Here is a 24,637-nt window from a genome sequence, read left to right as displayed (position 1 = left end):
GGTCGTCGGAACCTTCGCGTGCTCTCCCCGTGAGCATTCCGTGACCTCACCAGGCCGACGGCAGGGGTTCACCCCTCGTTCACTTCCGGCCATCGGCGGCTTCACCTGATCTGCCTAATTTCGGCCTTACCGGGTGCCGAGTGCGGCCATGAACGCGCTCACGCACCTCTACTACCTCGCGCGCCGCCGACAGCGGCGGCTCCTGGAAGGAACTCCCGAAAGTGAAGCTTCAGCGCAAGAACCGGCTGCGCGCCCTTTCTCTCGGTGCTGTCGCCGTCACCGGCGCCCTGGCCCTGACGGCGTGCGGCTCCGACGACAACGGCGGCGGCGGCAGTGCGTCGGGCAACCCGTCCACGTCCGCCCAGGCTAGCTCGATCAAGTGCGACAACGCCAAGGGTCAGCTCCTCGCAGACGGCTCCTCCGCGCAGAAGAACGCGATCGACGCCTGGGTGAAGAGCTTCTCCCAGGCCTGCGGCGTGCAGATCAACTACAAGGGCGGCGGCTCCGGTGCCGGCGTCACCGCGTTCACGCAGGGCCAGGTCGCCTTCGCCGGTTCCGACTCGCCGCTGAAGCCCGAAGAGGTCACCGCCTCCAAGCAGATCTGCAAGGGCGGCCAGGGCATCGACCTGCCGATGGTCGGCGGCCCGATCGCCATCGGTTACAACGTCCCGGGTGTCGACAACCTGGTCCTGGACGCCCCGACCCTGGCCAAGATCTTCGACAGCAAGATCACCAAGTGGAACGACCCGGCGATCGCCGCCCTGAACAAGGGCGTGAAGCTTCCCGACCTGAAGATCCAGGCCTTCCACCGCTCGGACGAGTCCGGCACCACGGACAACTTCACCAAGTACCTGATCGCCACCACCCCGGACAACTGGAAGTACTCCGGCGGCAAGGCCTGGCAGGCCAAGGGCGGCCAGTCCGCTCCGCAGTCCGCGGGTGTGGCCCAGCAGGTGAAGCAGACCTCCGGCGCCATCGGCTACTTCGAGCTGTCCTACGTCAAGGACGGCCTCAAGGCCGTGTCCATCAACACCGGCGCCAGCAAGCCGGTCGCGCCCAGCTCCGAGAGCGCCACCGCCGACATCGCCGCCGCGCAGGTCGTCGGCACCGGCAAGGACCTCTCGCTGAAGCTGGACTACAAGACCAAGGCCGAGGGCGCCTACCCGATCACCCTGGTCACCTACGAGATCGCGTGCGACAAGGGCAACAAGGCGGACACCCTGCCCGCCACCAAGGCCTTCCTGCGCTACATCGCCAGCGAGGACGGCCAGAAGATCCTCCCGAGCATCGGCTACGCGCCCGTGCCCGCCGACATCATCTCCAAGGTCCGCACGACCATCGAGGGCCTGAGCTGACCTGATCCGAGAGTGCGGCCCGGTACCCGACAGGGCCGGGCCGCACCGTCCGGTGCACCGCCGCCATGAGCCGCGGCCCCCTCGGGGGCACGGCTCCGCAGACCGGAGAACCCGATGGACATATCGACGACAACCGACGTACCTCCCCCCGCCTCCCAGCCCACGATCGCCGAGCGGAAGCGCGCGGCCCGTGGCGCCACCCGCCCCGGTGACCGGATCTTCCTCGGACTCTCCCGGGGCTCCGGCATCCTGCTGCTGGTGATCATGGCCGCCATCGCGGTCTTCCTCACCTACCGCGCCGTCCTCGCGATCAGCAAGGACCACGCGAACTTCCTGACCACGTTCGAGTGGAACACCAACGTCCTCGAACCGAAGTTCGGCATCGCGGTCCTGGTCTTCGGCACGATCGTCTCCTCGGTCATCGCCATGGTCATCGCGGTCCCGGTCGCGGTCGCCATCGCCCTGTTCATCACGCACTACGCCCCGCGCCGCATGTCCGGCCCGGTCGCGTACGTGATCGACCTGCTCGCCGCCGTGCCGTCCATCGTGTACGGCCTGTGGGGCGCTCTCGTGCTCGTCCCGCACATGAACGGCCTGTTCGGCTGGCTCAACGACTTCTTCGGCTGGACCGGCGTCTTCTCCTGGGACGAGGGCGCGCCGCGCTCGATGCTCACCGTCGGCATCCTGCTCGCGATCATGATCCTGCCGATCATCACCAACGTGAGCCGTGAGGTCTTCCGCCAGGTCCCGCAGATGCACGAGGAGGCGGCCCTGGCCCTCGGCGCCACGCGCTGGGAGGTCGTCCGGATGTCCGTGCTGCCCTTCGGCCGCTCCGGCGTGATCTCCGCCTCCATGCTCGGCCTCGGCCGCGCGCTCGGCGAGACGATGGCCGTCGCCACCGTGCTCTCGCCGTCCTTCGACATCCAGGCCAGCCTGCTCAACCCGGGCGGCGGCACCTTCGCCCAGAACATCGCCAGCAAGTTCAGCGAGGCGAACGAGTTCGGCCGGGACGCGCTCATCGCCTCCGGTCTGGTCCTGTTCGTCATCACCCTGCTGGTCAACGGCGCCGCCCGGCTGATCATCGCCCGTCGCGCGGAGTACTCGGGGGCCAACGCATGAGCACCGCAGCCGTCACCGACAAGCGGCACAGCACGCTGCGCGCCGCGAGCCTGCCCCGGTGGACGCCGTGGGTCATCGCCGCCGGCTCCCTCGTCCTGGGCATCGGCATCAGCATGGCCGCCGGCCTGGACAGCCAGGTCCAGTGGGGTCTGATCGCCGCCGTCCTCTTCGTCCTCGGCACGTTCGGCGTCGCCGCGCGCGTCGAAGGCCGCCGCCAGGCCAAGGACCGCGTCGCCACCAGCCTCGTCTGGGTGGCCTTCCTGCTCGCCGTGGTGCCGCTGGTCTCCCTGATCTGGGTGACCGTCGTGCGCGGCGTGAAGGTCCTCGACGTCTACTTCCTGACCCACTCGATGGGGGTCGTCGCCGACACCGAGCCCGGCGGCGGCATCTACCACGCCATCATCGGCAGCCTGGAGCAGGTCGGCCTCGCCACCCTCATCGGCGCCCCGATCGGCGTGCTCACCGCGATCTACCTGGTCGAGTACGGCCGGGGCCGGCTCGCCAAGGCCGTCACGTTCTTCGTCGACGTCATGACGGGCATCCCGTCGATCGTCGCGGGCCTGTTCATCCTCAGCCTGATGCTCATCTTCGAGATGCAGCCGTTCGGCTTCGCCGGTTCGCTGGCCCTGGCGATCCTGATGATGCCGGTCGTCGTCCGCTCCACCGAGGAGATGCTCAAGCTCGTCCCGAACGAGCTGCGCGAGGCGTCCCTGGCGCTCGGCGTGCCCAAGTGGCGGACCATCCTGAAGGTGGTCCTGCCGACCTCCGTCGGAGGCATCACCACCGGCATCATGCTGGCGGTCGCCCGTATCGCCGGCGAGACCGCGCCCGTGCTGCTGCTGGTGTTCGGCAACCCGTTCATCAACAACAACCCCTTCGAGGGCGCCCAGGCGTCGCTGCCGCTGTACATCTACCAGCAGTTCGCCAACAGCGCGGGCTCCGGTGCGGCGTTCGACCGCGCGTGGGCGGCGTCCCTCACGCTGATCGCCTTCGTGATGATCCTCAACCTGGTGGCCCGCGGCATCGCCCGCTGGAAGGCCCCCAAGACCGGTCGCTGAGGCGACTATCTCCGGCTCCGCCGGGCGGGGCCACACAGCGACCGAGCTTGAATTTCTGGAAGTGAAGCAGACATGGCCAAGCGAATCGACGTAAGCGGCCTCACCGCCTTCTACGGCTCCCACAAGGCGATCGAGGACATCTCGATGACCGTGGAGCCGCGGTCGGTGACGGCGTTCATCGGACCCTCCGGCTGCGGCAAGTCGACGTTCCTGCGCACGCTGAACCGCATGCACGAGGTCACCCCCGGCGGGCGCGTCGAGGGCAAGGTGCTCCTGGACGACGAGGACCTGTACGGCGCGGGGATCGACCCGGTGTCCGTCCGCCGTGAGGTGGGCATGGTCTTCCAGCGTCCGAACCCGTTCCCCACGATGTCGATCTTCGACAACGTGGCGGCGGGGCTGCGGCTGAACGGCAACTACAAGAAGTCGGAACTGAACGACATCGTCGAGAAGTCCCTCAAGGGCGCCAACCTCTGGAACGAGGTGAAGGACCGCCTGAACAAGCCGGGCTCCGGCCTGTCCGGCGGTCAGCAGCAGCGGCTGTGCATCGCCCGGGCGATCGCCGTCGAGCCCGACGTGCTGCTGATGGACGAGCCCTGCTCCGCCCTGGACCCGATCTCCACCCTCGCCATCGAGGACCTGATCGGTGAGCTGAAGGAGCGGTTCACGATCGTCATCGTGACGCACAACATGCAGCAGGCGGCGCGTGTCTCGGACCGTACGGCGTTCTTCAACCTCGCGGCGGTCGGACAGCCCGGCCGGCTGATCGAGATCGACGACACGGAGCGGATCTTCTCCAACCCGTCGGTCCAGGCCACGGAGGACTACATCTCCGGCCGCTTCGGCTAGATCCTCCACGATCCCCTCGCGGTGCTGCATGGCGGTGCCACCGCGAGGACGCAAAGGGCCCGCCCCTGGCTCCCGGGGGCGGGCCCACTGCGTTGTCACCGCGTTCGGCTTCGGTGCCGGGGATCTGCGGGGCTTCGCCCCTCGCCCCGGTGTTTCCCACCCGCCCGACTCGGTCGGCCGGAGGGCTCGCCTACAGGGCCACCACCTTGACCAGCCCGAAGGCCAGGGCGGCCACCAGCGCCGCTGCCGGCATCGTGATGAACCAGCCCAGGATGATGTTCTTGGCCACGCCCCAGCGGACGGCGTTGACGCGCTTGGTCGCGCCCACGCCCATGATGGCCGAGGTGATGACGTGGGTCGTGGAGATCGGCGCCTTGAAGAGGAACGCCGTGGTGAACATGATCGACGCGCCGGTCGTCTCGGCGGCGAAGCCCTGCGGCGGGTCCAGCTCGATGATCTTGCGGCCCAGCGTGCGCATGATCCGCCAGCCGCCCGCGTAGGTGCCGAGGGACAGCATGATCGCGCAGACGATCTTCACCCAGACCGGGATCGGGTCGCCGTACGTCTCGTGGCCGGAAATCACCAGTGCCATGACGACGACGCCCATCGTCTTCTGGGCGTCCTGGAGGCCGTGGCCCAGCGCCATACCGGCCGCAGAGACCGTCTGGGCTATGCGGAAGCCGCGCTTGGCCTTGTGCGGGTTGGCCCGGCGGAAGAGCCACAGGATCGCCGTCATGACCAGGTAGCCGACGATCAGGCCGACGACCGGGGAGACGAACATCGGGATGATGACCTTGTCGACCACCCCGTGCCAGATCACCGTCGTGCCGCCCGCCAGCGCCGCGCCCACCAGGCCGCCGAACAGGGCGTGCGAGGACGACGACGGCAGGCCGAAGTACCAGGTGACCAGGTTCCAGACGATCGCGCCGAGCAGGGCCGCGAAGAGGATCCCCATGCCGGTGGAGCCCTGGGGGGTCTCGATAAGGCCCTCGCTGACGGTCTTGGCGACGCCGGAGCCCAGGAAGGCGCCGGCAAGGTTCATCACGGCCGCCATGGCGAGGGCCGCCCGCGGGGTCAGCGCCCGCGTCGACACCGACGTCGCGATGGCGTTCGCCGAGTCGTGGAAACCGTTGGTGTACGTGAAGAAGAGCGCGACCGCGATGGTCACGATCAGGGCGAAGGTGTCCATCGACGCCTCAGGACTCCTTGACGGCGATGGTCTCCACCGTGTTCGCCACGTGCTCGAACGCGTCCGCCGCCTCTTCCAGGACGTCCACGATCTGCTTGAGCTTCAGCACCTCGATCGCGTCGTACTTGCCGTTGAAGAGGTGGGCGAGCAGCTTGCGGTGTATCTGGTCGGCCTGGTTCTCCAGCCGGTTGACCTCGATCCAGTACTCGGTGAGGTTGTCCATGGTGCGGAGGTTCGGCATGGCCTCCGCGGTCAGCTCGGCCGCCCTGGCCAGAACCTCGATCTGCTGCTCGACGCCCTTCGGCAGTTCCTCGACGTTGTAGAGGACGACCAGGTCGACGGCCTCCTCCATGAAGTCCATGATGTCGTCCAGGGAGCCGGCGAGGGCGTAGATGTCCTCCCGGTCGAACGGCGTGATGAAAGAGGAGTTCAGCTGGTGGAAGATCGCGTGCGTGGCGTCGTCACCTGCGTGTTCCGCGGCCCGCATACGCTCTGCGATCTCGGCCCGGGCGGAGGAGTCCGCCCCGAGCAGTTCCATCAGGAGTTTCGAGCCGGTGACGATGTTGTCCGCGGACGCGGCGAACATGTCGTAGAAGCTCGTCTCCCTGGGGGTCAGACGAAAGCGCACGTGGGGTCCTCGGGGTGCTTCGGTTTCGGTCAGGCTGATGCTAGGCGCATCATCCGGCCACGGCTATCGGGCCGCATCCCAGTGTCGCCCATCGGGCAGAGTGGTCGGCACGGGGGCGGACGAAGGGCCCTCTACCCCGGAAAGTTCGTTACCATATACCCACTAGGGGTATGTGTCCCTTTTGTCCCCAGCTCGTCCCGAGACGGAGGCCCGCGATGACGACGACGACCGAGGCCGGCGCCACGCACGGCTACCACAAGCAGAAGGACGAGCACCTCAAGCGGCTGCGCCGGATCGAGGGCCAGATCCGCGGACTGCAGCGGATGGTGGAGGAGGACACGTACTGCATCGACATACTCACGCAGGTCTCCGCCTCCACCAAGGCCCTGCAGGCCTTCGCGCTCCAGCTGCTGGAGGAGCACCTGCGGCACTGCGTCGCGGACGCGGCCGTCAAGGGCGGTGACGAGATCGACGCCAAGGTGGACGAGGCGACGAAGGCGATCGGCCGGCTGCTGCGCAGCTGAGCCGCTCAGGCCGCGTCGCGCTCCTCGGCCACCCGCAGCACCGCGTCGATGCTCTCCAGGCTGAGCCGGTCCTCGGCGGCCGAGGCCGCGATGATCAGCTCTCCGCACAGCTCGATCTCGGCGAGGGCCACGTGGTCCTGAACCGCCGTGCCGCCGACCGCAGCCACCCGCCTCACCTCTTCTCAGACGTCACCGCTCCCTAGGGTAGGCAGCGTCCTGCCGACCGCGCATGGCACGGACGGGCTACTTACGGGGTGGCGTCCCGGACTAGTGACTGGCCGGTTTCAGGCCCCGCCGCCGGTCCCGCCCTCCTCGGCGATCCGGCCGGCGTAGATGTCCTCCGGGGCCGGAAGCCGTACGTCGGCGGGGGTGCCGAAGCCGTACAGCAGCAGGGTGGAGGCGACCGCCACGGTGGCCTTCTGGCGGCCGTTGACGAAGCTGAAGCGCTGCCGCAGCTTGCGGACGCGGCCCTGGTCGTCCAGGTACGCGTCGAACGGCACCTCGGCCGTGGCGAACCCCTTCGCCGCCGCTGCCAGGGCCGCCCTGTTCGCGGCGGAGGCGTACCGGGCCGCGCGGCGCAGGTCGGCGGTGCCCCGGTAGTGCCGCACCGGCGTCCCGGCGACCTCGGTCCGGCCCACGAAGACCGCCTCGCGCGTGCCGCGCAGCACCTCCGCCGCCGCGTACGGGTCGGTCGCGCCGCCGGTGACCAGGTTGCCGTCGGACAGCGTCGAGGTCTCCACCCGCACCCACTTGTCGGCGGGCACGCCCGCGCCCCGGTTCTTCATGAACAGCGCGCCCGGGGCCAGCAGTTCGGTGATGGGCCGGTGCTCCGAGGTGCCCGTGGGGTCCTCGGGCAGCACCACCGTGAGCCGGCCGAGACGGTGCCGGTAGTCGTAGACGCCCTTGCCGCGGATGGTGACCCGGGTGCCGCCCGTGGCCATCTCCATCGAGGTGCCGGCCTTGGAACTGCCCGCGGCCCGCAGCGCGTCGGCGGCCCGGTGCAGGGCGGTGACGGGGTCGCCGGCGCCCTTGACGTCCTCGGCGGCGGCCCCGCTGCCGGAACAGCCCGTGGCGCCCGCGCCCGTCCCGAGGGCGAGGAGGACGCCCGCCGCGACGACCGTCCCGCCCGCGCGCCTGTGCTGCCGCCGATCCATCGCCTGCCTACCCCCAGCCGGTGTGTCCGTCACGGGCCCCCTGTCGTCCGGATAACGACGGCTGAGGGACGCCGTCACGCGCCGCCGGGAGCGGCGGGTCCGCGCCGGGGTGAAGGGAGCGGGGCGGGCGCCGGCGGGGGCGCGCCGGGGTGGGGCGAGCGGGACGGGCGGCGCCGGAGCGGGCGCCGGTGGGGCCCTGCCGGACGGAGGGGAGCGGGGCGGGACTTGGCGGCGGCACGCCGGGGTGAGGGGAGCCGGGCCGGGTGTCGGTCGGGTGCGCCGGGCCGGGGAGCGGGGCGGATCGGGTGGGGAGCGGGACGGGTGCCGGTGGGACGCCCCGCGGCGAGGGAGCGGGGCCGATGGAGGCGGGTGTCGGTGGGGACGCGCTGGGCCGGGGGGAGAGGGCGGGTGTCGGCGGGCGCGGGGCGGCGGGAGTCAGACCGACTCTTCAACCATGGCTGGGTACCGTTGACGGTGTGGCAGTCATCGCGGTAACGGAGGACGGACCGGAACGCGCCGGGTCCGGGCGGGAGCACCTCACGACGACGACCGAGCAGGGTCCCTTCTGTGTGGCCAGATGCAGTTGCGGCTGGCGCGGCCCCGCCCGCCGGGCCCGCAGCCAGGCCCGTACGGACGCGGAGGGGCACACGGCGGACCGCTGAGCCGTCACCGGCGCTCCAGGGCCCGCAGGAGCGCGTCCACCAGGTCCCCGTCGCGGGGCTGGGTCAGCCGGTCCCGGGCCGCGGCCGGGGCCAGCCACAGGATGCGGTCCACCTCGGAGTTCGGCGTGAAGTGGCCGGAAACCGCCTCCGCGGCCCAGTACCGCACCCGTTTCGGGCGGCCGTTGGCCGAATAGCACAGGGTCGGCAGCTCGGCGCCCGGCCCGGCCGTGTACCCGGTCTCCTCCGCGACCTCGCGCAGCGCGCCGGCGAGCGGGTCCTCACCCCGCTTCAGCTTGCCCTTGGGGTGGGACCAGTCGTCGTACTTCGGCCGGTGCACCAGACAGATCTCCAGGTCGCCGGAGACCGGGGAGCGGCGCCACAGCACACAGCCGGCCGCCTGGACCACGGTGTCGTCCACACCGCCTCCTCGTGGGGTCAGGGCGCGGGAACGGTCTGCTTCTGCCACGCCTGCTGGAACGCGAACCGGGCCGCCTCGACCTCGTGCCGCTGGTCGGCGTGGAGCACGCCGAGCGCGTACGCCGTCGCCGGGGTGATCCGCGGGGTGCGGGCCGCCTGCGCCGCCGCGGCCGCCGCCTCCGAGGCGTCCCGGTGCCGGTTGAGGGCCTGGCCCGCCGTCAGCAGCCGTGCGTCCAGCGGGGCGTCGCCGGCGTGCAGCACCTCGCGGGCGTACCGGTGCAGGCGCAGCAGCAGGCGCACCTGGTGCCAGGGGCTGTCCTGGGGGTGTGGCACCGGGTCCGGGGACAGGCCGTGCACCAGCGCCTCCGCGTTGTAGGGGTGGCCGGCGGTGACCAGGGGGAGCGCGGTGACGGCGTCCGTGAGGCGTTCCTCGGCCGCGGCGGCCAGGGGGTGCAGGGCCGTGGTGGGGGCGGCCGGGGTGAGGGGGACCTCGCTGGCGAGTACGGCGACCCTGTCGGCCACGGCGTGGAAGCGGGAGGAGCCGAGGGCCTGGAGGGCGGTGGAGTGGGCGCGCGTCCGGGCCAGGGTGAGCTGGCGTTCGAGCAGGGCGCCCGCCTTGGCCGCGCCGACCGTGAGGTTGCCGCGCTCCGGCGTCACCGTCGCGCCGGCGGGACCACCGGTGCCGCCCACCGCGGCGGTCCCCGCCCGTGCCGCCCCTGCGGCCCGGCTGCCCGCGGCCACGGGAACGTCCACCGCCGGCGTGGGCAGCACCACCGCGCCCGACAGCCGGTGCAGCGCCAGCAACAGGCGTTCCAGGCGGGCCTCGTAGGCGTGTTCCAGGCCCAGGGTGCCGGACACCCAGGCCAGTTCGGGGCGCATCGCCTCCGACCAGTCGGGGTCCAGGAGCGGGCGGAAGGTGTGCAGGCTGGCGCTGATGCGGCGGGCCGAGCGCCGCAGGGCGCGGGCCGCGTCGACGGGTTCCTCCGCGCCGGCCGCCTGGCCCCCGGTCTCCCGGTGCAGGCGCAGGGCGCGGAGGAACTCCGTGGCCTGGGCGCGCAGGTAGCCCGCGAGGGCGTCCCCCGTCACCGCCCCGGCCGTGGGGTCCGTCGGGTCAAGGTGTTGCTGTGCCACGCCGGCGCCTCCGGGCGTCTATGAGCATCTCCTGGATGTTGCGCAGGGGCTGGCCGTCCGCGTCGGTCGCGTGCCGCGTCCACTCGCCGTCCGGGCCGAGGTGCCAGGACGCGGTGGTGTCGGACATGCCGGTGTCCAACAGCCGGTTGAGGGCGGCGCGGTGACCGGGGTCGACCACCCGGACCAGGGCCTCTATCCGGCGGTCGAGGTTGCGGTGCATCATGTCGGCGCTGCCGATCCACACCTCGGGTTCGCCGCCGTTGCCGAAGGCGAACACCCGGGAGTGTTCGAGGAACCGGCCGAGGATCGAGCGGACCCGGATGTTCTCCGACAGGCCCGGGACGCCCGGGCGGACGGCGCAGATGCCCCGCACCCAGATGTCGACCGGCACGCCCGCCTGGGACGCCCGGTAGAGCGCGTCGATGACCGCCTCGTCCACCATGGAGTTGACCTTGATGCGGACGAAGGCGGGACGGCCCACACGGTGGTGCTGGACCTCCTTGTCGATCCTGGCGACCAGGCCGTCGCGCAGGGACTTGGGGGCGACCAGCAGGCGGCGGTAGGTCTCGCGGCGCGAGTAGCCGGACAGCCGGTTGAAGAGGTCGGAGAGGTCGGCGCCGACCTGCGGGTCGGCGGTGAGCAGACCGAGGTCCTCGTACAGGCGGGCCGTCTTCGGGTGGTAGTTGCCGGTGCCGACGTGGCTGTAGCGGCGCAGGGTCTCGCCTTCCTGACGCACCACCAGCGACAGCTTGCAGTGCGTCTTCAGGCCGACCAGGCCGTACACGACGTGGCAGCCGGCCTCCTCCAGCTTGCGGGCCCACTTGATGTTGGCGTGCTCGTCGAAGCGGGCCTTGATCTCGACCAGGACGAGGACCTGCTTGCCGGACTCGGCGGCGTCGATGAGCGCGTCGACTATCGGGGAGTCGCCGGAGGTGCGGTACAGGGTCTGCTTGATGGCGAGGACGTCCGGGTCGGCCGCGGCCTGCTCGAGGAACGCCTGCACGGAGGTGGAGAAGCTGTCGTAGGGGTGGTGCAGGAGCACGTCCCGCGCGCGCAGCGCCGCGAAGATGTCGGGCGCGGACGCCGACTCGACCTCGGCGAGGTCGCGGTGGGTGCCGGCGACGAACTTCGGGTACTTCAGCTCCGGCCGGTCGAGGCCGTGGATGCGGAAGAGGCCGGTGAGGTCGAGGGGGCCGGGCAGCGGGTAGACCTCCGCCTCGGAGATCTTCAGCTCGCGCACCAGCAGGTCCAGCACCTCGCGGTCGATGGACTCCTCGACCTCCAGGCGCACCGGCGGGCCGAAGCGGCGCCGCATGAGTTCCTTCTCCAGGGCCTGGAGGAGGTTCTCGGCGTCGTCCTCCTCGACCTCCAGGTCCTCGTTGCGGGTGATCCGGAAGGCGTGGTGCTCCAGGATCTCCATGCCCGGGAACAGCTCTTCGAGGTGGTTGGGGGCCGCGATGACGTCCTCGATGGGGACGTAGCGGCCGGGGGAGGCCTCCAGGAAGCGGGTCAGCAGCGGCGGGACCTTCACGCGCGCGAAGTGCTTGTGGCCGCTGACCGGGTTCCGCACCACCACGGCCAGGTTCAGGGACAGGCCGGAGATGTACGGGAAGGGGTGCGCGGGGTCGACGGCCAGGGGCGTGAGGACCGGGAAGATCTGGTGCCGGAAGAGCGTGAAGAGCCGGGCCTGTTCCTTGTCGGTCAGCTCGGTCCAGCGGACCAGGTGGATGCCCTCGTCCGCGAGTGCGGGGGCGACGTCCTCGTGGTAGCAGGCGGCGTGCCGGGCCATCAGCTCGCGGGAGCGGGCCCAGATCATCTCCAGTACCTCGCGGGGTTGGAGGCCGGAGGCGGAGCGGGTGGCGACGCCGGTGGCGATGCGGCGCTTCAGGCCGGCCACGCGGACCATGAAGAACTCGTCCAGGTTGCTGGCGAAGATCGCGAGGAAGTTGGCGCGCTCCAGCAGCGGCGTGTTCGGGTCCTCGGCCAGCTCCAGGACGCGCTCGTTGAAGGCGAGCCAGCTGCGTTCCCGGTCGAGGAAGCGGCCCTGGGGCAGGGGCGCGCCGTCGGTCGGCGCCTCCTCGTAGGTGTCGAGACCCGCGTCCAGATCGGGTTCCAGGTCGGAGACCACGGCGGCCACGGCGTGCTGGCGGTGCGCGGCGATGGAGCCCACGGAGGGCTGGGGGTGCTGTACCTCTGCCTGGGTGTCTTGCTGACTCATAAACCCATTCTTCCGCGCAACGGGTGACACAGGCGCGTCGGAACGTGCGGGCGGGAGCGTGACGGCCCCGTTCCCCGCGGGCCCCTCGGGGGGTGGCGAAGGCTCTGGCACGGCGGGCTTCATTGGCTGAGCGTCGCAAGCCCGGCTGAATCAACGGTTACGGCGACATGACGTGCGGGATAGCGGGGGGCGGCCCGAAGGGGATGCCGGCCGCGGAAACGCCGGCACTCAAGCCGGTACGGGGAGCGCTCCGGCGGTGATGGCGGGGGTGAGGGGGAGTACCACGCTCGGTGGCGGGCGGTGGCGGTTGGTGAGGACGACGCCGGTGGCACGGTGGCGCGGTGGCGTGGTCGCGGCGGGTAGCGGGCCGGTGGCGGCCGGGTGGCCGGTCCGGGAGCCGGTCGGCGGGCCGCGCGGGGCACGGACGCGGTTCCGGTTCCGGACCGGTGCGTGGACCGGACCGTTCCGCGGGCCCGGGTGCGCAAGTGGAGCCGGTGAACGGGAGCGGCCCGGTCGTGGTCAGCCACGCACGCCGACGGGCCCGGTCAAGCGGACCCACAGCGGCCCACCGCCCGCGAGCAGCACGAACGCCGGTGCACAGCGGCACGGCCGAGCGGTGCGACCGCGGCGGGAAGCGGCGGGTGACCGGGCCGCCGGGGGCGGTCATGTGCCGGTTTCCTCGTGGCCGGCCCCGGCGGCTTCCGCGAGGCCGGCCCCGGCGGCCCCCTAACGGGCGGCCCCGGTGGCTCCCCCGCGGCCGGCACCCACGGCGCGGGCCGCCTTCGTGGGGGTGCCGGTGGTGCGGCGGTGGAGCAGCCAGAAGGTGAGCGTGGTCAGTACGGCGGTGAGGGCGAGGAGGAGGCCCGCCGGGACGAGGTGCAGCGGCCAGTAGTGGGAGTAGGGGTGGTAGTCGACGTAGAAGCCGGCGGCGTGCCGCTGGTCGTTGAACCTCTGGCACCAGGCACTGGCGTCGGAGGCACAGGTCGAGGCGGGCACGTGGGCGCCGGTCGACGTGACGATGCCCTCCTCGACCTTGATGCCCGAGTACGTCGGGAACCTTCCGCGCCCCGCGACGCCGGCGACGGTCGGCCACAGGTGCGGCAGGCTCATCTGGACGGCGATCCACAGCACGGCCACGGAGAGCGCGGAGACGCACAGCGCGACCAGCGAGCGGCCGGTCAGCAGCCCGGCGAGGGCGCCGATGGCCAGGCCGGTCAGTGCGAGGGCGGCGATCAGCGGGCCGCCCGAGTAGAAGGTGGGGACGTCGTACCAGTGCTTGGCGGTGTCGATGCGGCCCTCGCCCGCGGACCACGCCACGTGATGCAGCAGCGCCAGCAGGCCGGTGCCGGCGGTGACCAGGAGCGCAGGGAGCGCGAGCCGGGCGGCCAGCCAGCGGAGCGGTGAGACGCCCTGGGTCCAGGCGAGGCGTACCGTGCCGGCCTCCACCTCGCGGCCGGTCAGCGCCGCGCCCGCCCAGGCGGCGGTGAGGAACGGGACCGCGAGGATGACGGCGGTCGTGTACTGGTAGACGTCCTTGTAGCGCAGGATCGCGTCCTGGTCGTACCGGCAGGGCAGGTCGCGCGCGCAGGTGGTGCGGTAATCGTGCCAGGCCGTCGCCGCCGCGTCGGTGAGCGGGCCCCACAGCCACAGCAGCGCGCCGGCGACGCCCACGACCAGGATCGCCCAGGTGTACACGGCGGGCCGGTGCAGGCGCAGCAGCCAGCGGATCTGACGCGGGGCGGTGGTCACCGGGGCGGGTGCGCTCAGGGTGGCGGTCACGCGGCGTGCTCCTCTTCGTCGGCGGTGTCGGCGGTGTCGGCCGGGGTCAGGGCGGGGGCGCCGGGATTGCGCAGGTGGGCGAGGACCAGTTCCTCCAGGGACGGCGTCGCGGTGCGCCAGTCGCCGGGGAGGGGTCCGGCCGGCCGGATCAGCGCGGTGAGCTGCCGCCCGGTGACGCGGGACTCGATCACGGTGTGCGGGTCCAGCGGGGTCGTCGCGGCGGCGCCGCTCACCCTCCGGTGGGCGGCGAGCAGGTCGTCGATCTCGCCGGACAGCCGGATCCGGCCGCCGCCGACGAGCAGCAGGTGGTCGCAGGAGTCCTCCAGCTCGGCGACGACGTGCGAGGACATCACGATGGTGGTGCCGCGGGCGGCCTGTGCCATCAGCGTGCCCATCAGCTCGTGCCGGGCCAGGGGGTCGAGGTCGGCCATCGGCTCGTCCAGGAGCAGCAGTTCGGGCCGCTTGCCGACGGCGAGGGCGAGTGCCACCCGGGTGCGCTGGCCGCCGGAGAGGGTGCGGACGCGGGCCTCGGGGTCGAGGTCGCCGCCCGCGACGACCTGCTCGGCGCCGTCCGTGTCCCAGTGCCCGGGGTTGAGGTCGGCGCCCATGCGCAGCGTCTCGGCGATGGTGAGCTGCGGGTACAGCGGCTTGTCCTGGGCGATGAAGCCGACCCGGGGGCGGGCCGCGGCCGGTGTGGTGCCGAGGACGGTCACGCTGCCCTCGGTGGGCGCGGCGAGCCCGGCGGCCAGGGCGAGCAGAGTGGACTTGCCGGCGCCGTTGGGCCCGACGACGGCGCACACGCGCCCCGCGGGCAGCCGGAACGAGCAGTCCCGCAGCGCCCAGCCCCCACGGAGGCCGAACCGTTTCCCCAGAGCCTCCGCCCTCAACGCGGTGTCACTGCTCATGTCGGGTCTCCCTCGAAATACGTGTCGAGTACGGCGGTGAAGAGTGCGGCCACGTCGTCCCGCTCCAGCCCGGCGGCGCGGGCGCGGTCCGCCCACTGCTCCAGCTCGCCGCGCAGGGGCGAGTCGGCGGGGGTGGCGCCCAGGGACCGCCGCACGAAGGTGCCGAGGCCGCGCCGCGCCTCCACCAGGCCCTCGCGCTCCAGTTCGCGGTAGGCCTTCAGGACGGTGTTGGGGTTGATGGCGGTGGCCTCCACCACCTCGCGTGCGGTGGGCAGCCGGTCGCCCGGCCGCAGCAGGTCCAGCCGGAGCGCCTGTTTGGTCTGCTGGACGATCTGCACGTAGGTGGCCACGCCGCTGTGCCGGTCGATGCGGTATTCGACCATCGGTACAACCACCCTTTCACTAATTGAGTAGTGAAAGGGTGGTACAAGAGAGGGGCAGCCGTCAAACGGCCGCCCCTCACCTGGGCAGATGCCAGGTTGCGTCAGGTTTCCGTGCGGTACATCAGGTCCGTCTCGTGGACCGTGAAGCCCAGGCGCTCGTACACCGACACCGCCGCCTTGTTGTCGGCGTCGACGTAGAGCATCGCGGCCGGCAGTTGCTGCGCGGCCAGGTGGCGCAGGCCCACCGTGGTGAGGGCCTTGCCGAGGCCGCCGCCCTGTTCGCCGGGCCGGACCCCGAGGACGTACACCTCGCCCAGGCCCTCCTCGGCGTGCACCTTCGTCCAGTGGAAGCCGATCAGTTCGCCGCGCCGCTCGGCGAGGAAGAACCCGGCGGGGTCGAACCACGGCTCGGCCTTGCGGTCGTCCAGGTCCCGCTGGGTCAGCGAGCCCTGCTCCGGGTGGTGGGCGAAGGCGGCGGCGTTCACGGCGAGCCAGGCGGCGTCGTCCTTGCCGGGCACGAAGGCGCGCACGGTCACGCCTTCCGGCAGTACCGGATCGGGCAGCTCCAGATCGGTCAACGAGCGCCGCATCTGGCGCAGTTCCCGGAACAGGGTCAGGCCGAGTACCTGGGCGAGGTGCCGGGCGGCGGGGTGCCCGCCGTGCGCCCACACCCGCAGCCGCTTGCCGGAGGCGGCGAGCAGGGCCGAGCCGAGCGCCCGGCCGTGGCCGTGCCCGCGGTGGGCGGGGTGCACGACCAGTTCGGCGGCCGGCGCCTCCACCGGGTCGGTGTCCTCCAGCTGGGCGTAGCCGACGAGTTCGCCGTCGACGGACAGCAGCAGGTGCGAGACGCCCTCGCGGGCACCGCCGCGCAGTTGCAGCCGGCCCTGCTCGGACACCGGTTGCTGCCCGTCGGCCCGGGCGGCCTCACCGAGCAGGCGCAGCACGGCCTCGGCCCGGTCCGGGGTGAGCGCGGAGGAGGTCTCGATGGAGCGGGCGGGGAAGCCCCGTACGGTGTCGTCGCTGCTCATGCGTACGAGGGTACGGGGCGTCCGGGGCGAATTCCCGGCACGTCGGCCACGGCGGGAGCACCGGTAAAGGCAAGGGCAAAGGGAAACCAGGATGTAACCATGAACCCCCTGTCGTGCTACGCGCGTTGACTCTAGGCTGCGCCGAGCCACCACAGCCGACCCACAGGGGGGTCCCATGCCAGCCGCGCCCCGGCGCACCGGACGTCGTAGGTACGCCCTTCTCGCGAGCGCAGCCGCTCTCGCCACGGCCGCGGCGCTGACCGCCGCATTCCCGGCGGACGCGCACGAGAGCCACCACCGTCCGGGCCGCTACCAGGACGTCCAGCTGCTCTCCTTCAACGACCTGCACGGCAACCTGGAGCCTCCGTCCGGCTCCTCCGGCCGGGTCACCGAACTCCAGCCGGACGGCACGGCGAAGACGGTCGACGCGGGCGGTGTCGAGTACCTCGCGACCCATCTCCGCCAGGCCCGCGCCGGCCACCCGTACTCGGTCACCGCGGCCGGCGGCGACCTGGTCGGCGCCTCCCCGCTGCTGTCGGGCCTCTTCCACGACGAGCCCACCGTCGAGGCGCTGAACAAGCTGGACCTGGACGTCACCTCGGTCGGCAACCACGAGTTCGACGAGGGCGCGAGGGAACTGGCCCGGCTCCAGAACGGCGGCTGCCACCCCACGGACGGCTGCTACACGGGCCAGGGCTTCCGGGGTGCCGACTTCCCGTACCTGGCCGCGAACGTCCTGGACGAGAAGACCGGCAAGCCGGTCCTGAGGCCGTACTGGGTCTGGAAGAAGAAGGACGTCAGGATCGGCTTCATCGGGGTCACGCTGGAGGGCACCCCCGGCATCGTCTCCGCCGACGGCGTCAAGGGCCTGTCCTTCAAGGACGAGGCCGAGACCATCAACAAGTACGCCAAGGTGCTCCAGCGCCAGGGCGTGCAGTCGATCGTGGCCCTGATCCACGAGGGCGGTTACCCGGCCTCCGGCTCCTACAACTACGACTGCGACTCCCCGGGCGCCGGCAGCGGCATCTCCGGCCCGATCGTGGACATCGCCAAGAACGTGACCCCGGCGGTGGACGCCCTGGTCACCGGCCACACCCACCAGGCGTACGTCTGCACGGTCCCGGACCCGTCCGGTCGCCCCCGGATGGTCACCTCGGCGTCCTCCTTCGGCCGCCTCTACACCGACACCACGCTGACGTACGACCGCCGCACCGGTGACATCGCGCGTACGGCCGTGAAGTCCGCGAACCACGTGGTCACCCGCGACGTCCCCAAGGCGCCGGACATGACCGACCTGATCTCGCGCTGGAACACCCTGGCCGCCCCGATCGGCAACCGCCCCATCGGCTGGATCTCCGGCGACATCAACAACAGCGGCACCGAGTCCCCGATGGGCGACCTCATCGCCGACGCCCAGCTCGCCCACGGCCGGGAGCTGGACCCGAGGACCAGCCTCGCGCTGATGAACCCGGGCGGCGTGCGGGCCGGTCTCACCTACGCGGCCAAGGGCTCCGAGGGCGACGGCGTGGTCACCTACGCCGAGGGCTTCACGGTCCAGCCGTTCGCCAACACCGTGAACCTCCAGGACTTCACCGGCGCCCAGCTGGTCCAGGTCCTCAAGGAACAGGTCAGCGGCGCCAACGCGGCGGCCCCGAAGATCCTCCAGCCGTCCGCCGGGCTCACGTACACCCTGGACCTCACCAAGTCCGGCGCGGACCGTGTGGTCACCGGCTCCATCCGTCTGAACGGCGCCCCGATCGACCCGTCGGCCACCTACCGCGTCGCCACCAACAGCTTCCTCGCGGGCGGGGGCGACGGCTTCCCCACGCTGGCCCAGGGCACGGGTGACCTGGTCGGCGCGGACGACCTGACGGCCCTGGAGAAGTACCTGACGGCCAACTCGTCGGCCACGTCCCCGATCGCACCGCCGAAGGCGGACCGGATCACGGTCGTGCAGTAGGGCGGCCCCGGCTCCCGTCCACAGCTGTGGACGGGAGCCGGGCCCCGGAGCGGCTAACGGCCCAGCAGCGCCGTCCAGTTCTGCTCGGCGGCCCAGTCCGCGAAGGTGTGCCAGGCGATCTCGGGGTGGGCGCGGCGCAGGCCGGCGACGTCGACGTCGAGGCCCGTGCCGGTGAAGTAGGCGAACATCGCCGCCAGGTCGGCGGAGTGGCTGCCGACCTGGGTGAGGGGCGGCTGCGCATGGGTGACCGGGCGGGCCAGGGCGGAGCTGAGGACGGCCGCGATCCGCGCGGGGGTGCAGGTGTCGGAGGCGATGTCGACGCGCAGGCCCGCGAAGTCCTCCCGGCGCTGGAGGGCCAGCGCGGCGAACGCGCCGATGTCGGTGGCCGGGATGAGCGTGAGCGGCCGGTCGGCCGGCATGGGCCAGGCGAAGACGCCGGTGCGCAGCCCGTCGAGGGTCCAGCCGCTCGCGTAGTTGTCCATGAACGCGGCCGGGGCGATCACCGTCCAGGGCAGGCCGGAGGCGCGCAGGTGCTGTTCGACCGCCCACTTGCTCTCGAAGTGCGGGACGCCGGTGCCGCGGTCGGCGTGGGCGGCGGAGGTGAGGACCACATGGCCGAGGCGGGCCCCGGCCGCCGCGTCCACGAGGGCCGTGCCCTGCCGGATCTCCGTCCGGGTGCCGGTGCCGAACGGGGTGGTGACCGCGAAGAGCGCGTCGGCGCCGGTGAGGGCGGCGGCGAGCGACCCGGCGTCGTCGAAGTCGGCGTGGCGGACCTCGGCGCCCAGGGTGCGCAGGGTCTCGGCGGCGGGAGAGCCGGGCCGGCGGGTCAGCGCGCGGACCTGGTGGCCGGCGGCCAGCAGGGCGCGGGCGGTGGCTCCGCCCTGGGCGCCGGTGGCGCCGGTGACGGCGATGGTGAGCATGGATGTCCCCCTGGGTCGCTAAGATTGCTGCGTGACGCATTGGCTGCGTCACGCAGCAGACTAGGGCACGAGTCACTGCGCCGCGCAGTGATTTCGGCGAGGAGACCCCCGTGACCGACGTGACCGGCCCCGACCGGGCCCGCCTCTACGAGGAGCTGGCCCTGGAGTCCCGGCGCTACCTGGCCGCCTACGTGCTGTTCAACCAGGCCGTCGCCGACCACCTCGGCCTGCACCCGACCGACGTGCAGTGCCTGAGCCTGCTGACCGCCGAGCCGGAACCGCTCACCGTCCGGCAGATCGCCGACCGCACCGGCCTCACCACCGGCTCGGCCACCCGTCTGGTGGACCGGCTGGAACGCGGCGGCTACGTCACCCGCACCCCGGACCGGCAGGACCGCCGCCGGGTGCTGGTCACCCCCGTCCCGGAGCGCCTCGCGCGCGTCACAGCCCTGTGGGACGACCTCGGTGAGACCTGGCAGACCCTGCTGGACGACCACAGCGAGGACGAGCTGCGGGCGATCACCCGGCACCTGCGCCGGGCCCACGACCTCGGCCACACCCAGATCCGGCGCCTGCGCGCCCTGCCCAGGCCCGACTGAGGACGCCGGGTCAGCCGGCCGGTGTCTCCGGCGGCGGGGTCGGCGCCCCCGGCAGCCGTACCGTCACCACCGTGCCGCCCCCCTGGGCGGGCGCCAGCGAGACCTCGCCGCCCGCCTGCTTGACCGTACGGGCGACGATGGACAGACCGAGGCCCGAGCCCGGCAGCGCACGGGCGCTGGGGGAGCGCCAGAACCGGTCGAAGACGTGCGGGAGTTCGTCCTCGGCGATGCCGGGACCGTGATCGCGGACCGTCAGCACGCCCCCGCCGAGCCGCACCTCGACCGTGCCGCCCTCGGGGCTGAACTTCACCGCGTTGTCCAGGATGTTGACGATCGCCCGCTCCAGCGCGGAGGGCTCCGCCCGCACGAACCAGGGCTCCAGGTCCGCGGTGATCGACAGCTCGGGGCCGCGCAGCCGGGCCCGGCGCAGCGCCGCCTCGACGGTGTCCTGGAGGGCGACCACCTGGACGCGTTCGCCGTGCTGCCCCTCCGAACGCGACAGCTCCTGGAGGTCGCCGATCAGCGCGGCCAGCTCCGTCACCTGCGCCTTGACCGAGGCGAGCAGCGCCTTGCGGTCCTCGGGCGGGAGCGGACGGCCCGTCTCCTCGCTGCGGGTGAGCAGCTCGATGTTCGTCCTGAGCGACGTCAGGGGCGTGCGCAGTTCATGGCCGGCGTCCGCGATCAGCTGCTGCTGGAGGTCGCGGGAGCTGGCCAGCGAGGCGGTCATCGAGTTGAACGACCTCGACAGCCGGGCCACCTCGTCCTCGCTGACGTCCTCCACGGGGATGCGGATGGTCAGGTCCTCCGTGCGGGCCACGTGCTCCACGGCCTCGGTGAGCTTGTCCACGGGGCGCAGCCCGGCCCGCGCGACGGCGAGGCCCGCGGCACCGGCGCCGACGACACCGACGGCGGAGACGAGCAGGAGGACCAGGGCGAGGTCGTTGAGGGTCTTCTGCGTGCTCTTCAGGGGTACGGCGATGAGCACGCCCACGTTGGGCCCGCGCCCGCCGCTCGGGGTGGAGGTGGGGCCGACCGGCTTGGTGAGCACCCGCAGCTCGTTGCCCTCGTCGTCGCTGCCGTTGCGGAAGTACAGGATGCTGGGGTCGAGGTTACTGATCTCGGTCTTGTCGGCCTGGGTGACCTTGATCGTGCCCGAGGCGGCGCCGAACAGACAGACCTTGCCGTCCTCCGTGACCAGCTGGGAGTACCGGTCGCGCAGCAGGAAGCTGTTGGCCTGCGGGGTGTCCGTGCAGTTGTCGAGGGTGAACTGCAACTGGTCCGTCTGCGTCGTGTTCCGCAGGGACTTCTGCAGGTCCTCGTCGAGCTGGTCGTACAGCTTCCGCTCCACGAGGAACCAGCAGGTCACCGAGACCGCCGCCACCGCGAACGCCACCGCGGCCGCGACCAGCATCGCCAGTCGCGCCCGCAGCGGCAGCGCCCGGTACCGGCGCGCCAGCTGCCTCACTCGGCGCCGCCCTGCCGCAGGACGTAGCCCACCCCGCGCACGGTGTGCACCAGGCGCGGCTCGCCGCCGGCCTCGGTCTTGCGGCGCAGGTACATGACGTAGACGTCGAGCGAGTTGGAGGAGGGCTCGAAGTCGAAGCCCCACACCGCCTTCAGGATCTGCTCACGGGTGAGCACCTGACGCGGATGTGCCATGAACATCTCCAGCAGGGTGAACTCCGTGCGGGTCAGCTCGACCGGCCGGCCGCCGCGCGTGACCTCCCGGGTCGCGAGGTCCATGCGCAGGTCGCCGAAGGTGAGCGCCTCGTCCGCCTGGGCCTCGGCGGACACCGCCGCCGCGTAGGAGCTGCGGCGCAGCAGGGCGCGGATGCGGGCGAAGAGTTCGTCCAGCTCGAACGGTTTGACCAGGTAGTCGTCGGCGCCCGCGTCCAGGCCCGTGACCCGGTCGCCGACGGTGTCGCGGGCGGTGAGCATGAGGATCGGGGTGGTGTCCCCCGCACCCCGGATGCGGCGGGCCGCGGTCAGCCCGTCCATGCGCGGCATCTGGATGTCCAGCACGACCAGGTCGGGCCGGCAGGCCGTGGCCTTCTCCAGGGCGTCCGCGCCGTCGACGGCGACCTCGGTGTCGTACCCCTCGAAGGCGAGGCTGCGCTGGAGGGCCTCGCGCACGGCCGGTTCGTCGTCGACGATCAGGATGCGCTGGGGGTCACGGTCGCCTTCGGCGGGACTCATCGCTCGCGTTTCCTCGGGGTGCGGTGGGTGGGGTGGCCGGTGCCGTCCGGCCGGGGGCGGGAGCCTCCCGGCCGTGGCCGGTGTCTCTCAGCGTCCCATGTCCGGGAGCCGGGGACACGCGCGCCGGTCAGACCCGGACCGTGTTGAGGCGGTGCAGCGGGACCTTGCGGCGGTGCGGACGGGCGGCGGAGGTGCGCAGACCCATCAGCTGGGGGACCGGCGTCACGGGTGCGGCCACCTCGGGGGCCCGGGGCGCCGGGACGGGCACGTGCAGTTCGGACACGATGGACAGGGCCAGGGTGAGACCGGCCGGACCACGCTCGCTGAACCGGTGGGGGACGTGCTTGATCATGACCTGCTCCTTGCACTCGGTGTTGCTAGCTGTCGGAGCCCGCCCGCAGCTTGGCCAGGTCGGACTTCACCGTGTCGACGGGGATGGCGAAGCCGAGGCCGACGCTGCCCGCGTCCGAGGACGAGGACGCCTGCGAGGCGGAGGAGTACATCGCGGAGTTGATGCCTATGACGTGACCGCTCGCGTCGATCAGCGCACCGCCGGAGTTGCCGGGGTTGAGGGACGCGTCGGTCTGGATGGCCTTGTAGGTGGTGGTGGACGAGCCGGTGTCGCCGTTGAACTCACGGCCGCCGAACTCGAAGGGCCACTGCCCCTCGTCGTCTCGGCCCTGACCCTGGTTCTCGTCGGTGGAGACGGTGACGTCCCGGTTCAGGGCGGAGACGATGCCGCTGGTGACCGTGCCGGTCAGGCCCTCGGGGGAGCCGATCGCGACGACCGTGTCGCCGACCTGGACGCCGCCCGAGTCACCGAGCGCCGCCGCCTTGAGGCCGGAGGCGCCCTTCAGCTTGATCAGGGCGAGGTCCTTGGAGCTGTCGGTGCCGACGACCTCGGCGGTGTAGCTCCTGCCGTCGCTGGTGCGCACCTTGACCGAGGTGGCGCCGGAGACGACGTGGTTGTTGGTGACGATCTCACCGTTCGAGGTGATGATCACGCCGGAGCCGGTGGAGGAGCCGTTCTGGAGCGTCGCGTTGATCTCGACCACGCTCGGGCTGACCGCCGCGGCGATGGCGGCGACGTCACCCTTCTTGCTCGACGGCACCACGGTGGTGGTGCTGCCGGCGGTGGCCACCGTGTCCTTGCCGGCCAGCTCCTGGAAGGCGTACGCCGTACCGCCGCCGACCGCCGCGGCGACGATCGCCACCGCCGCGAGCAGACCCATCGGTCCGCGGGTGCGCTTCCTTGCGGGCTCGGGGGCCGCGGCCGCCGGCTGGTACGGCGGCGGGGGCGGCCACTCGGGGTTCACAGGGGCGGAGTAGGAGTGCGGCTGCTCGTAAGTGCCCTGGCTCTCGGTCATGACAAAAGAGTCCCCCGCGACCATGAGAGCTTCCTGAGTGCCGCCTGAGAAGCCCGGCAGAACCTCGTTTGCCCCATATAAAGAGGGATACGGGGCCTCTCCTACGGGGCCTCTCCGCGGAGGCCCCGTGATCAGTGACAGCCGCAGCTCGTGCGCAGCACCAGCCGCGAGGGGAACGTCTTCAGCCGCTCGCGCCGGGACCCGGCGATCCGCAGCCCGTCGTCCAGCACCAGGTCGACCGCCGCCCGCGCCATCGCCGAGCGGTCGGAGGCGACCGTGGTCAGCGGCGGGTCGGCGAGCGCGGCCTCCTTGATGTCGTCGAAGCCGGCCACCGCGAGCTGCCCGGGCACGTCGATGCGCAGCTCGCGCGCGGCCCGCAGCAGTCCGATGGCCTGGTCGTCGGTGGAGCAGAAGATCGCGGGCGGCCGGTGCGGGCCGGACAGGACGTCCAGGGCCACCCGGTAGGCGTCGTAGCGGTTGTACGGCGCCTCGAACAGCCGGCCCTCGGTGGACAGGCCCGCCTCCGCCATGGCCCGCTTCCAGCCCTCGACGTGGTCGGAGACCGGGTCGCCGACCGCCGGTGTCTGCGCCGTGCCGCCCATGCAGGCGACGTAGTCGTAGCCGTGCTCCAGCAGGTGGCGCACGGCGAGCTGGGCGCCGCCCAGGTCGTCCGTCACCACGGCCACGTCGTCGATGGCCTCCGGACGCTCGTGCAGCAGCACCACCCGCGCGTCCCAGGCGTCGATCTCGGCGGCGGCCAGGTCGTTCAGGGCGTGCGAGACGAGGATCAGGCCCGAGACGCGCATACCGAGGAAGGCGCGCAGGTAGTGGACCTCGCGCTCGCCGATGTAGTCGGTGTTGCCGACCAGGACCATCTTCCCGCGCTCCGAGGCGGCCTGCTCGACCGCGTGCGCCATCTCGCCGAAGAACGGCTGGCGGGCGTCGGGGATGATGAGGCCTATGAGGTCGGTGCGCCGGGAGGCCATCGCCTGGGCGACCCGGTCGGGCCGGTACCCCAGTTCCTTGATCGCGGCGAGGACGCGCTCGCGCGTTGCCGGGGCGACCGGCCGGGGTCCGTTGTTGATGACATAACTGACGACGGCTGTGGAGGTTCCAGCCAGCCGTGCCACGTCATCCCGAGTCACCTTGGCCACGCGCGGAGTCTACGCGGATTGACCCCCCGTGGGCAGGGCGTA

Annotated in this window: 24 protein-coding genes; 7 read left to right on the top strand and 17 right to left on the bottom strand. The window is 72.0% G+C overall.

Features of this window, described 5'->3' with window-relative positions:
* The first annotated feature begins 221 nt into the window (after positions 1 to 221).
* The 4 genes from pstS (at position 222) to pstB (ending at position 4,381) form a co-directional block, all read left to right on the top strand.
* Entirely contained in the window at positions 222 to 1,355 is a 1,134-nt protein-coding gene (pstS, locus tag LG395_RS09195) for a phosphate ABC transporter substrate-binding protein PstS (protein ID WP_171154977.1), read from the top strand.
* A 114-nt stretch (positions 1,356 to 1,469) separates the two neighbouring features.
* Positions 1,470 to 2,474, top strand: a complete 1,005-nt coding sequence (gene pstC / locus LG395_RS09190) for a phosphate ABC transporter permease subunit PstC (protein WP_171154979.1) — start codon at positions 1,470 to 1,472, stop codon at positions 2,472 to 2,474.
* Positions 2,471 to 3,532 carry a phosphate ABC transporter permease PstA gene (gene pstA, locus LG395_RS09185; protein WP_225809032.1) on the top strand — a complete coding sequence of 354 codons (1,062 nt, stop codon included), beginning with the start codon at positions 2,471 to 2,473 and terminating at the stop codon, positions 3,530 to 3,532. The genes pstC and pstA overlap by 4 nt, the downstream gene beginning before the upstream one ends.
* Before the next feature lie 72 nt (positions 3,533 to 3,604).
* A complete protein-coding gene (pstB, locus tag LG395_RS09180; RefSeq protein WP_171154983.1) occupies positions 3,605 to 4,381 on the top strand; it encodes a phosphate ABC transporter ATP-binding protein PstB in 777 nt (258 codons plus the stop codon).
* A 190-nt stretch (positions 4,382 to 4,571) separates the two neighbouring features.
* On the opposite strand, the gene LG395_RS09175 is transcribed toward pstB, so the two are convergent.
* Both LG395_RS09175 and LG395_RS09170 read right to left on the bottom strand, forming a co-directional pair.
* Positions 4,572 to 5,570 carry an inorganic phosphate transporter gene (locus LG395_RS09175; protein ID WP_171154985.1) on the bottom strand — a complete coding sequence of 333 codons (999 nt, stop codon included), beginning with the start codon at positions 5,568 to 5,570 and terminating at the stop codon, positions 4,572 to 4,574.
* Between the two features lie 7 nt (positions 5,571 to 5,577).
* Positions 5,578 to 6,198 (bottom strand): DUF47 domain-containing protein, encoded by a 621-nt coding sequence (locus tag LG395_RS09170; protein WP_015493282.1) that lies wholly within the window; start codon positions 6,196 to 6,198, stop codon positions 5,578 to 5,580.
* Positions 6,199 to 6,413: 215 nt separating this feature from the next.
* On the opposite strand from LG395_RS09170, the gene LG395_RS09165 reads away from it, so the two are divergent.
* Positions 6,414 to 6,722, top strand: a complete 309-nt coding sequence (locus LG395_RS09165) for a metal-sensitive transcriptional regulator (protein WP_171154987.1) — start codon at positions 6,414 to 6,416, stop codon at positions 6,720 to 6,722.
* A 5-nt stretch (positions 6,723 to 6,727) separates the two neighbouring features.
* On the opposite strand, the gene LG395_RS09160 is transcribed toward LG395_RS09165, so the two are convergent.
* The 9 genes from LG395_RS09160 to mshD form a co-directional block, all read right to left on the bottom strand.
* Positions 6,728 to 6,889 carry a hypothetical protein gene (locus LG395_RS09160; protein WP_171150011.1) on the bottom strand — a complete coding sequence of 54 codons (162 nt, stop codon included), beginning with the start codon at positions 6,887 to 6,889 and terminating at the stop codon, positions 6,728 to 6,730.
* Positions 6,890 to 7,006: 117 nt separating this feature from the next.
* Positions 7,007 to 7,876, bottom strand: coding sequence for an SCO4651 family lipoprotein (locus LG395_RS09155; protein ID WP_225809031.1), 870 nt, complete (start codon positions 7,874 to 7,876; stop codon positions 7,007 to 7,009).
* Positions 7,877 to 8,542: 666 nt separating this feature from the next.
* Positions 8,543 to 8,956 (bottom strand): NUDIX hydrolase, encoded by a 414-nt coding sequence (locus tag LG395_RS09150; RefSeq protein WP_171154991.1) that lies wholly within the window; start codon positions 8,954 to 8,956, stop codon positions 8,543 to 8,545.
* A 17-nt stretch (positions 8,957 to 8,973) separates the two neighbouring features.
* Positions 8,974 to 10,086 (bottom strand): CHAD domain-containing protein, encoded by a 1,113-nt coding sequence (locus LG395_RS09145; protein WP_225809030.1) that lies wholly within the window; start codon positions 10,084 to 10,086, stop codon positions 8,974 to 8,976.
* Complete coding sequence (locus tag LG395_RS09140) at positions 10,067 to 12,427, bottom strand: RNA degradosome polyphosphate kinase (protein ID WP_171154994.1); 2,361 nt, start codon at positions 12,425 to 12,427, stop codon at positions 10,067 to 10,069. The genes LG395_RS09145 and LG395_RS09140 overlap by 20 nt, the downstream gene beginning before the upstream one ends.
* Positions 12,428 to 13,030: 603 nt before the next feature.
* Positions 13,031 to 14,083, bottom strand: a complete 1,053-nt coding sequence (locus LG395_RS09135; protein ID WP_225809029.1) for an ABC-2 membrane transporter-related protein — start codon at positions 14,081 to 14,083, stop codon at positions 13,031 to 13,033.
* Positions 14,080 to 14,988 (bottom strand): ABC transporter ATP-binding protein, encoded by a 909-nt coding sequence (locus LG395_RS09130; protein ID WP_171154998.1) that lies wholly within the window; start codon positions 14,986 to 14,988, stop codon positions 14,080 to 14,082. The genes LG395_RS09135 and LG395_RS09130 overlap by 4 nt, the downstream gene beginning before the upstream one ends.
* Positions 14,985 to 15,371, bottom strand: coding sequence for a GntR family transcriptional regulator (locus LG395_RS09125; protein WP_171155000.1), 387 nt, complete (start codon positions 15,369 to 15,371; stop codon positions 14,985 to 14,987). Before LG395_RS09125 ends, LG395_RS09130 begins: the two co-directional genes overlap by 4 nt.
* Positions 15,372 to 15,472: 101 nt before the next feature.
* Positions 15,473 to 16,399, bottom strand: coding sequence for a mycothiol synthase (gene mshD, locus LG395_RS09120; RefSeq protein ID WP_171155002.1), 927 nt, complete (start codon positions 16,397 to 16,399; stop codon positions 15,473 to 15,475).
* 175 nt (positions 16,400 to 16,574) lie between these two features.
* Between mshD and LG395_RS09115 the strand changes: the two genes are divergently transcribed.
* Positions 16,575 to 18,359 (top strand): bifunctional metallophosphatase/5'-nucleotidase, encoded by a 1,785-nt coding sequence (locus tag LG395_RS09115; protein WP_225809028.1) that lies wholly within the window; start codon positions 16,575 to 16,577, stop codon positions 18,357 to 18,359.
* A 53-nt stretch (positions 18,360 to 18,412) separates the two neighbouring features.
* Here the strand turns inward: LG395_RS09115 and LG395_RS09110 are convergent, their stop codons facing one another.
* Entirely contained in the window at positions 18,413 to 19,279 is an 867-nt protein-coding gene (locus tag LG395_RS09110) for an NmrA/HSCARG family protein (RefSeq protein ID WP_171155006.1), read from the bottom strand.
* Between the two features lie 110 nt (positions 19,280 to 19,389).
* On the opposite strand from LG395_RS09110, the gene LG395_RS09105 reads away from it, so the two are divergent.
* Complete coding sequence (locus LG395_RS09105; protein WP_171155007.1) at positions 19,390 to 19,878, top strand: MarR family winged helix-turn-helix transcriptional regulator; 489 nt, start codon at positions 19,390 to 19,392, stop codon at positions 19,876 to 19,878.
* Positions 19,879 to 19,888: 10 nt separating this feature from the next.
* On the opposite strand, the gene LG395_RS09100 is transcribed toward LG395_RS09105, so the two are convergent.
* The 5 genes from LG395_RS09100 to LG395_RS09080 all read right to left on the bottom strand — a co-directional run bounded on the left by LG395_RS09100 (position 19,889) and on the right by LG395_RS09080 (position 24,595).
* Positions 19,889 to 21,343, bottom strand: a complete 1,455-nt coding sequence (locus LG395_RS09100) for a sensor histidine kinase (RefSeq protein WP_225809027.1) — start codon at positions 21,341 to 21,343, stop codon at positions 19,889 to 19,891.
* Positions 21,340 to 22,074 (bottom strand): response regulator transcription factor, encoded by a 735-nt coding sequence (locus LG395_RS09095; protein ID WP_225809026.1) that lies wholly within the window; start codon positions 22,072 to 22,074, stop codon positions 21,340 to 21,342. The genes LG395_RS09100 and LG395_RS09095 overlap by 4 nt, the downstream gene beginning before the upstream one ends.
* Positions 22,075 to 22,201: 127 nt before the next feature.
* Positions 22,202 to 22,426, bottom strand: coding sequence for a hypothetical protein (locus LG395_RS09090; protein ID WP_030653636.1), 225 nt, complete (start codon positions 22,424 to 22,426; stop codon positions 22,202 to 22,204).
* Between the two features lie 25 nt (positions 22,427 to 22,451).
* Positions 22,452 to 23,441 (bottom strand): S1C family serine protease, encoded by a 990-nt coding sequence (locus tag LG395_RS09085; protein WP_225809025.1) that lies wholly within the window; start codon positions 23,439 to 23,441, stop codon positions 22,452 to 22,454.
* 131 nt (positions 23,442 to 23,572) lie between these two features.
* Positions 23,573 to 24,595: a LacI family DNA-binding transcriptional regulator gene (locus LG395_RS09080; protein WP_171155015.1), complete on the bottom strand. Its 1,023-nt coding sequence runs from the start codon at positions 24,593 to 24,595 to the stop codon at positions 23,573 to 23,575.
* Positions 24,596 to 24,637: the final 42 nt, after the last annotated feature.

Origin of the sequence: Streptomyces spinosus (genome assembly GCF_020400655.1) — a bacterium.
Classification (GTDB): Bacteria; Actinomycetota; Actinomycetes; order Streptomycetales; family Streptomycetaceae; genus Streptomyces; species Streptomyces argyrophylli.
Note: the sequence above shows the minus strand (reverse complement) of the source record. Positions and strands in the feature narration are given on the sequence as shown.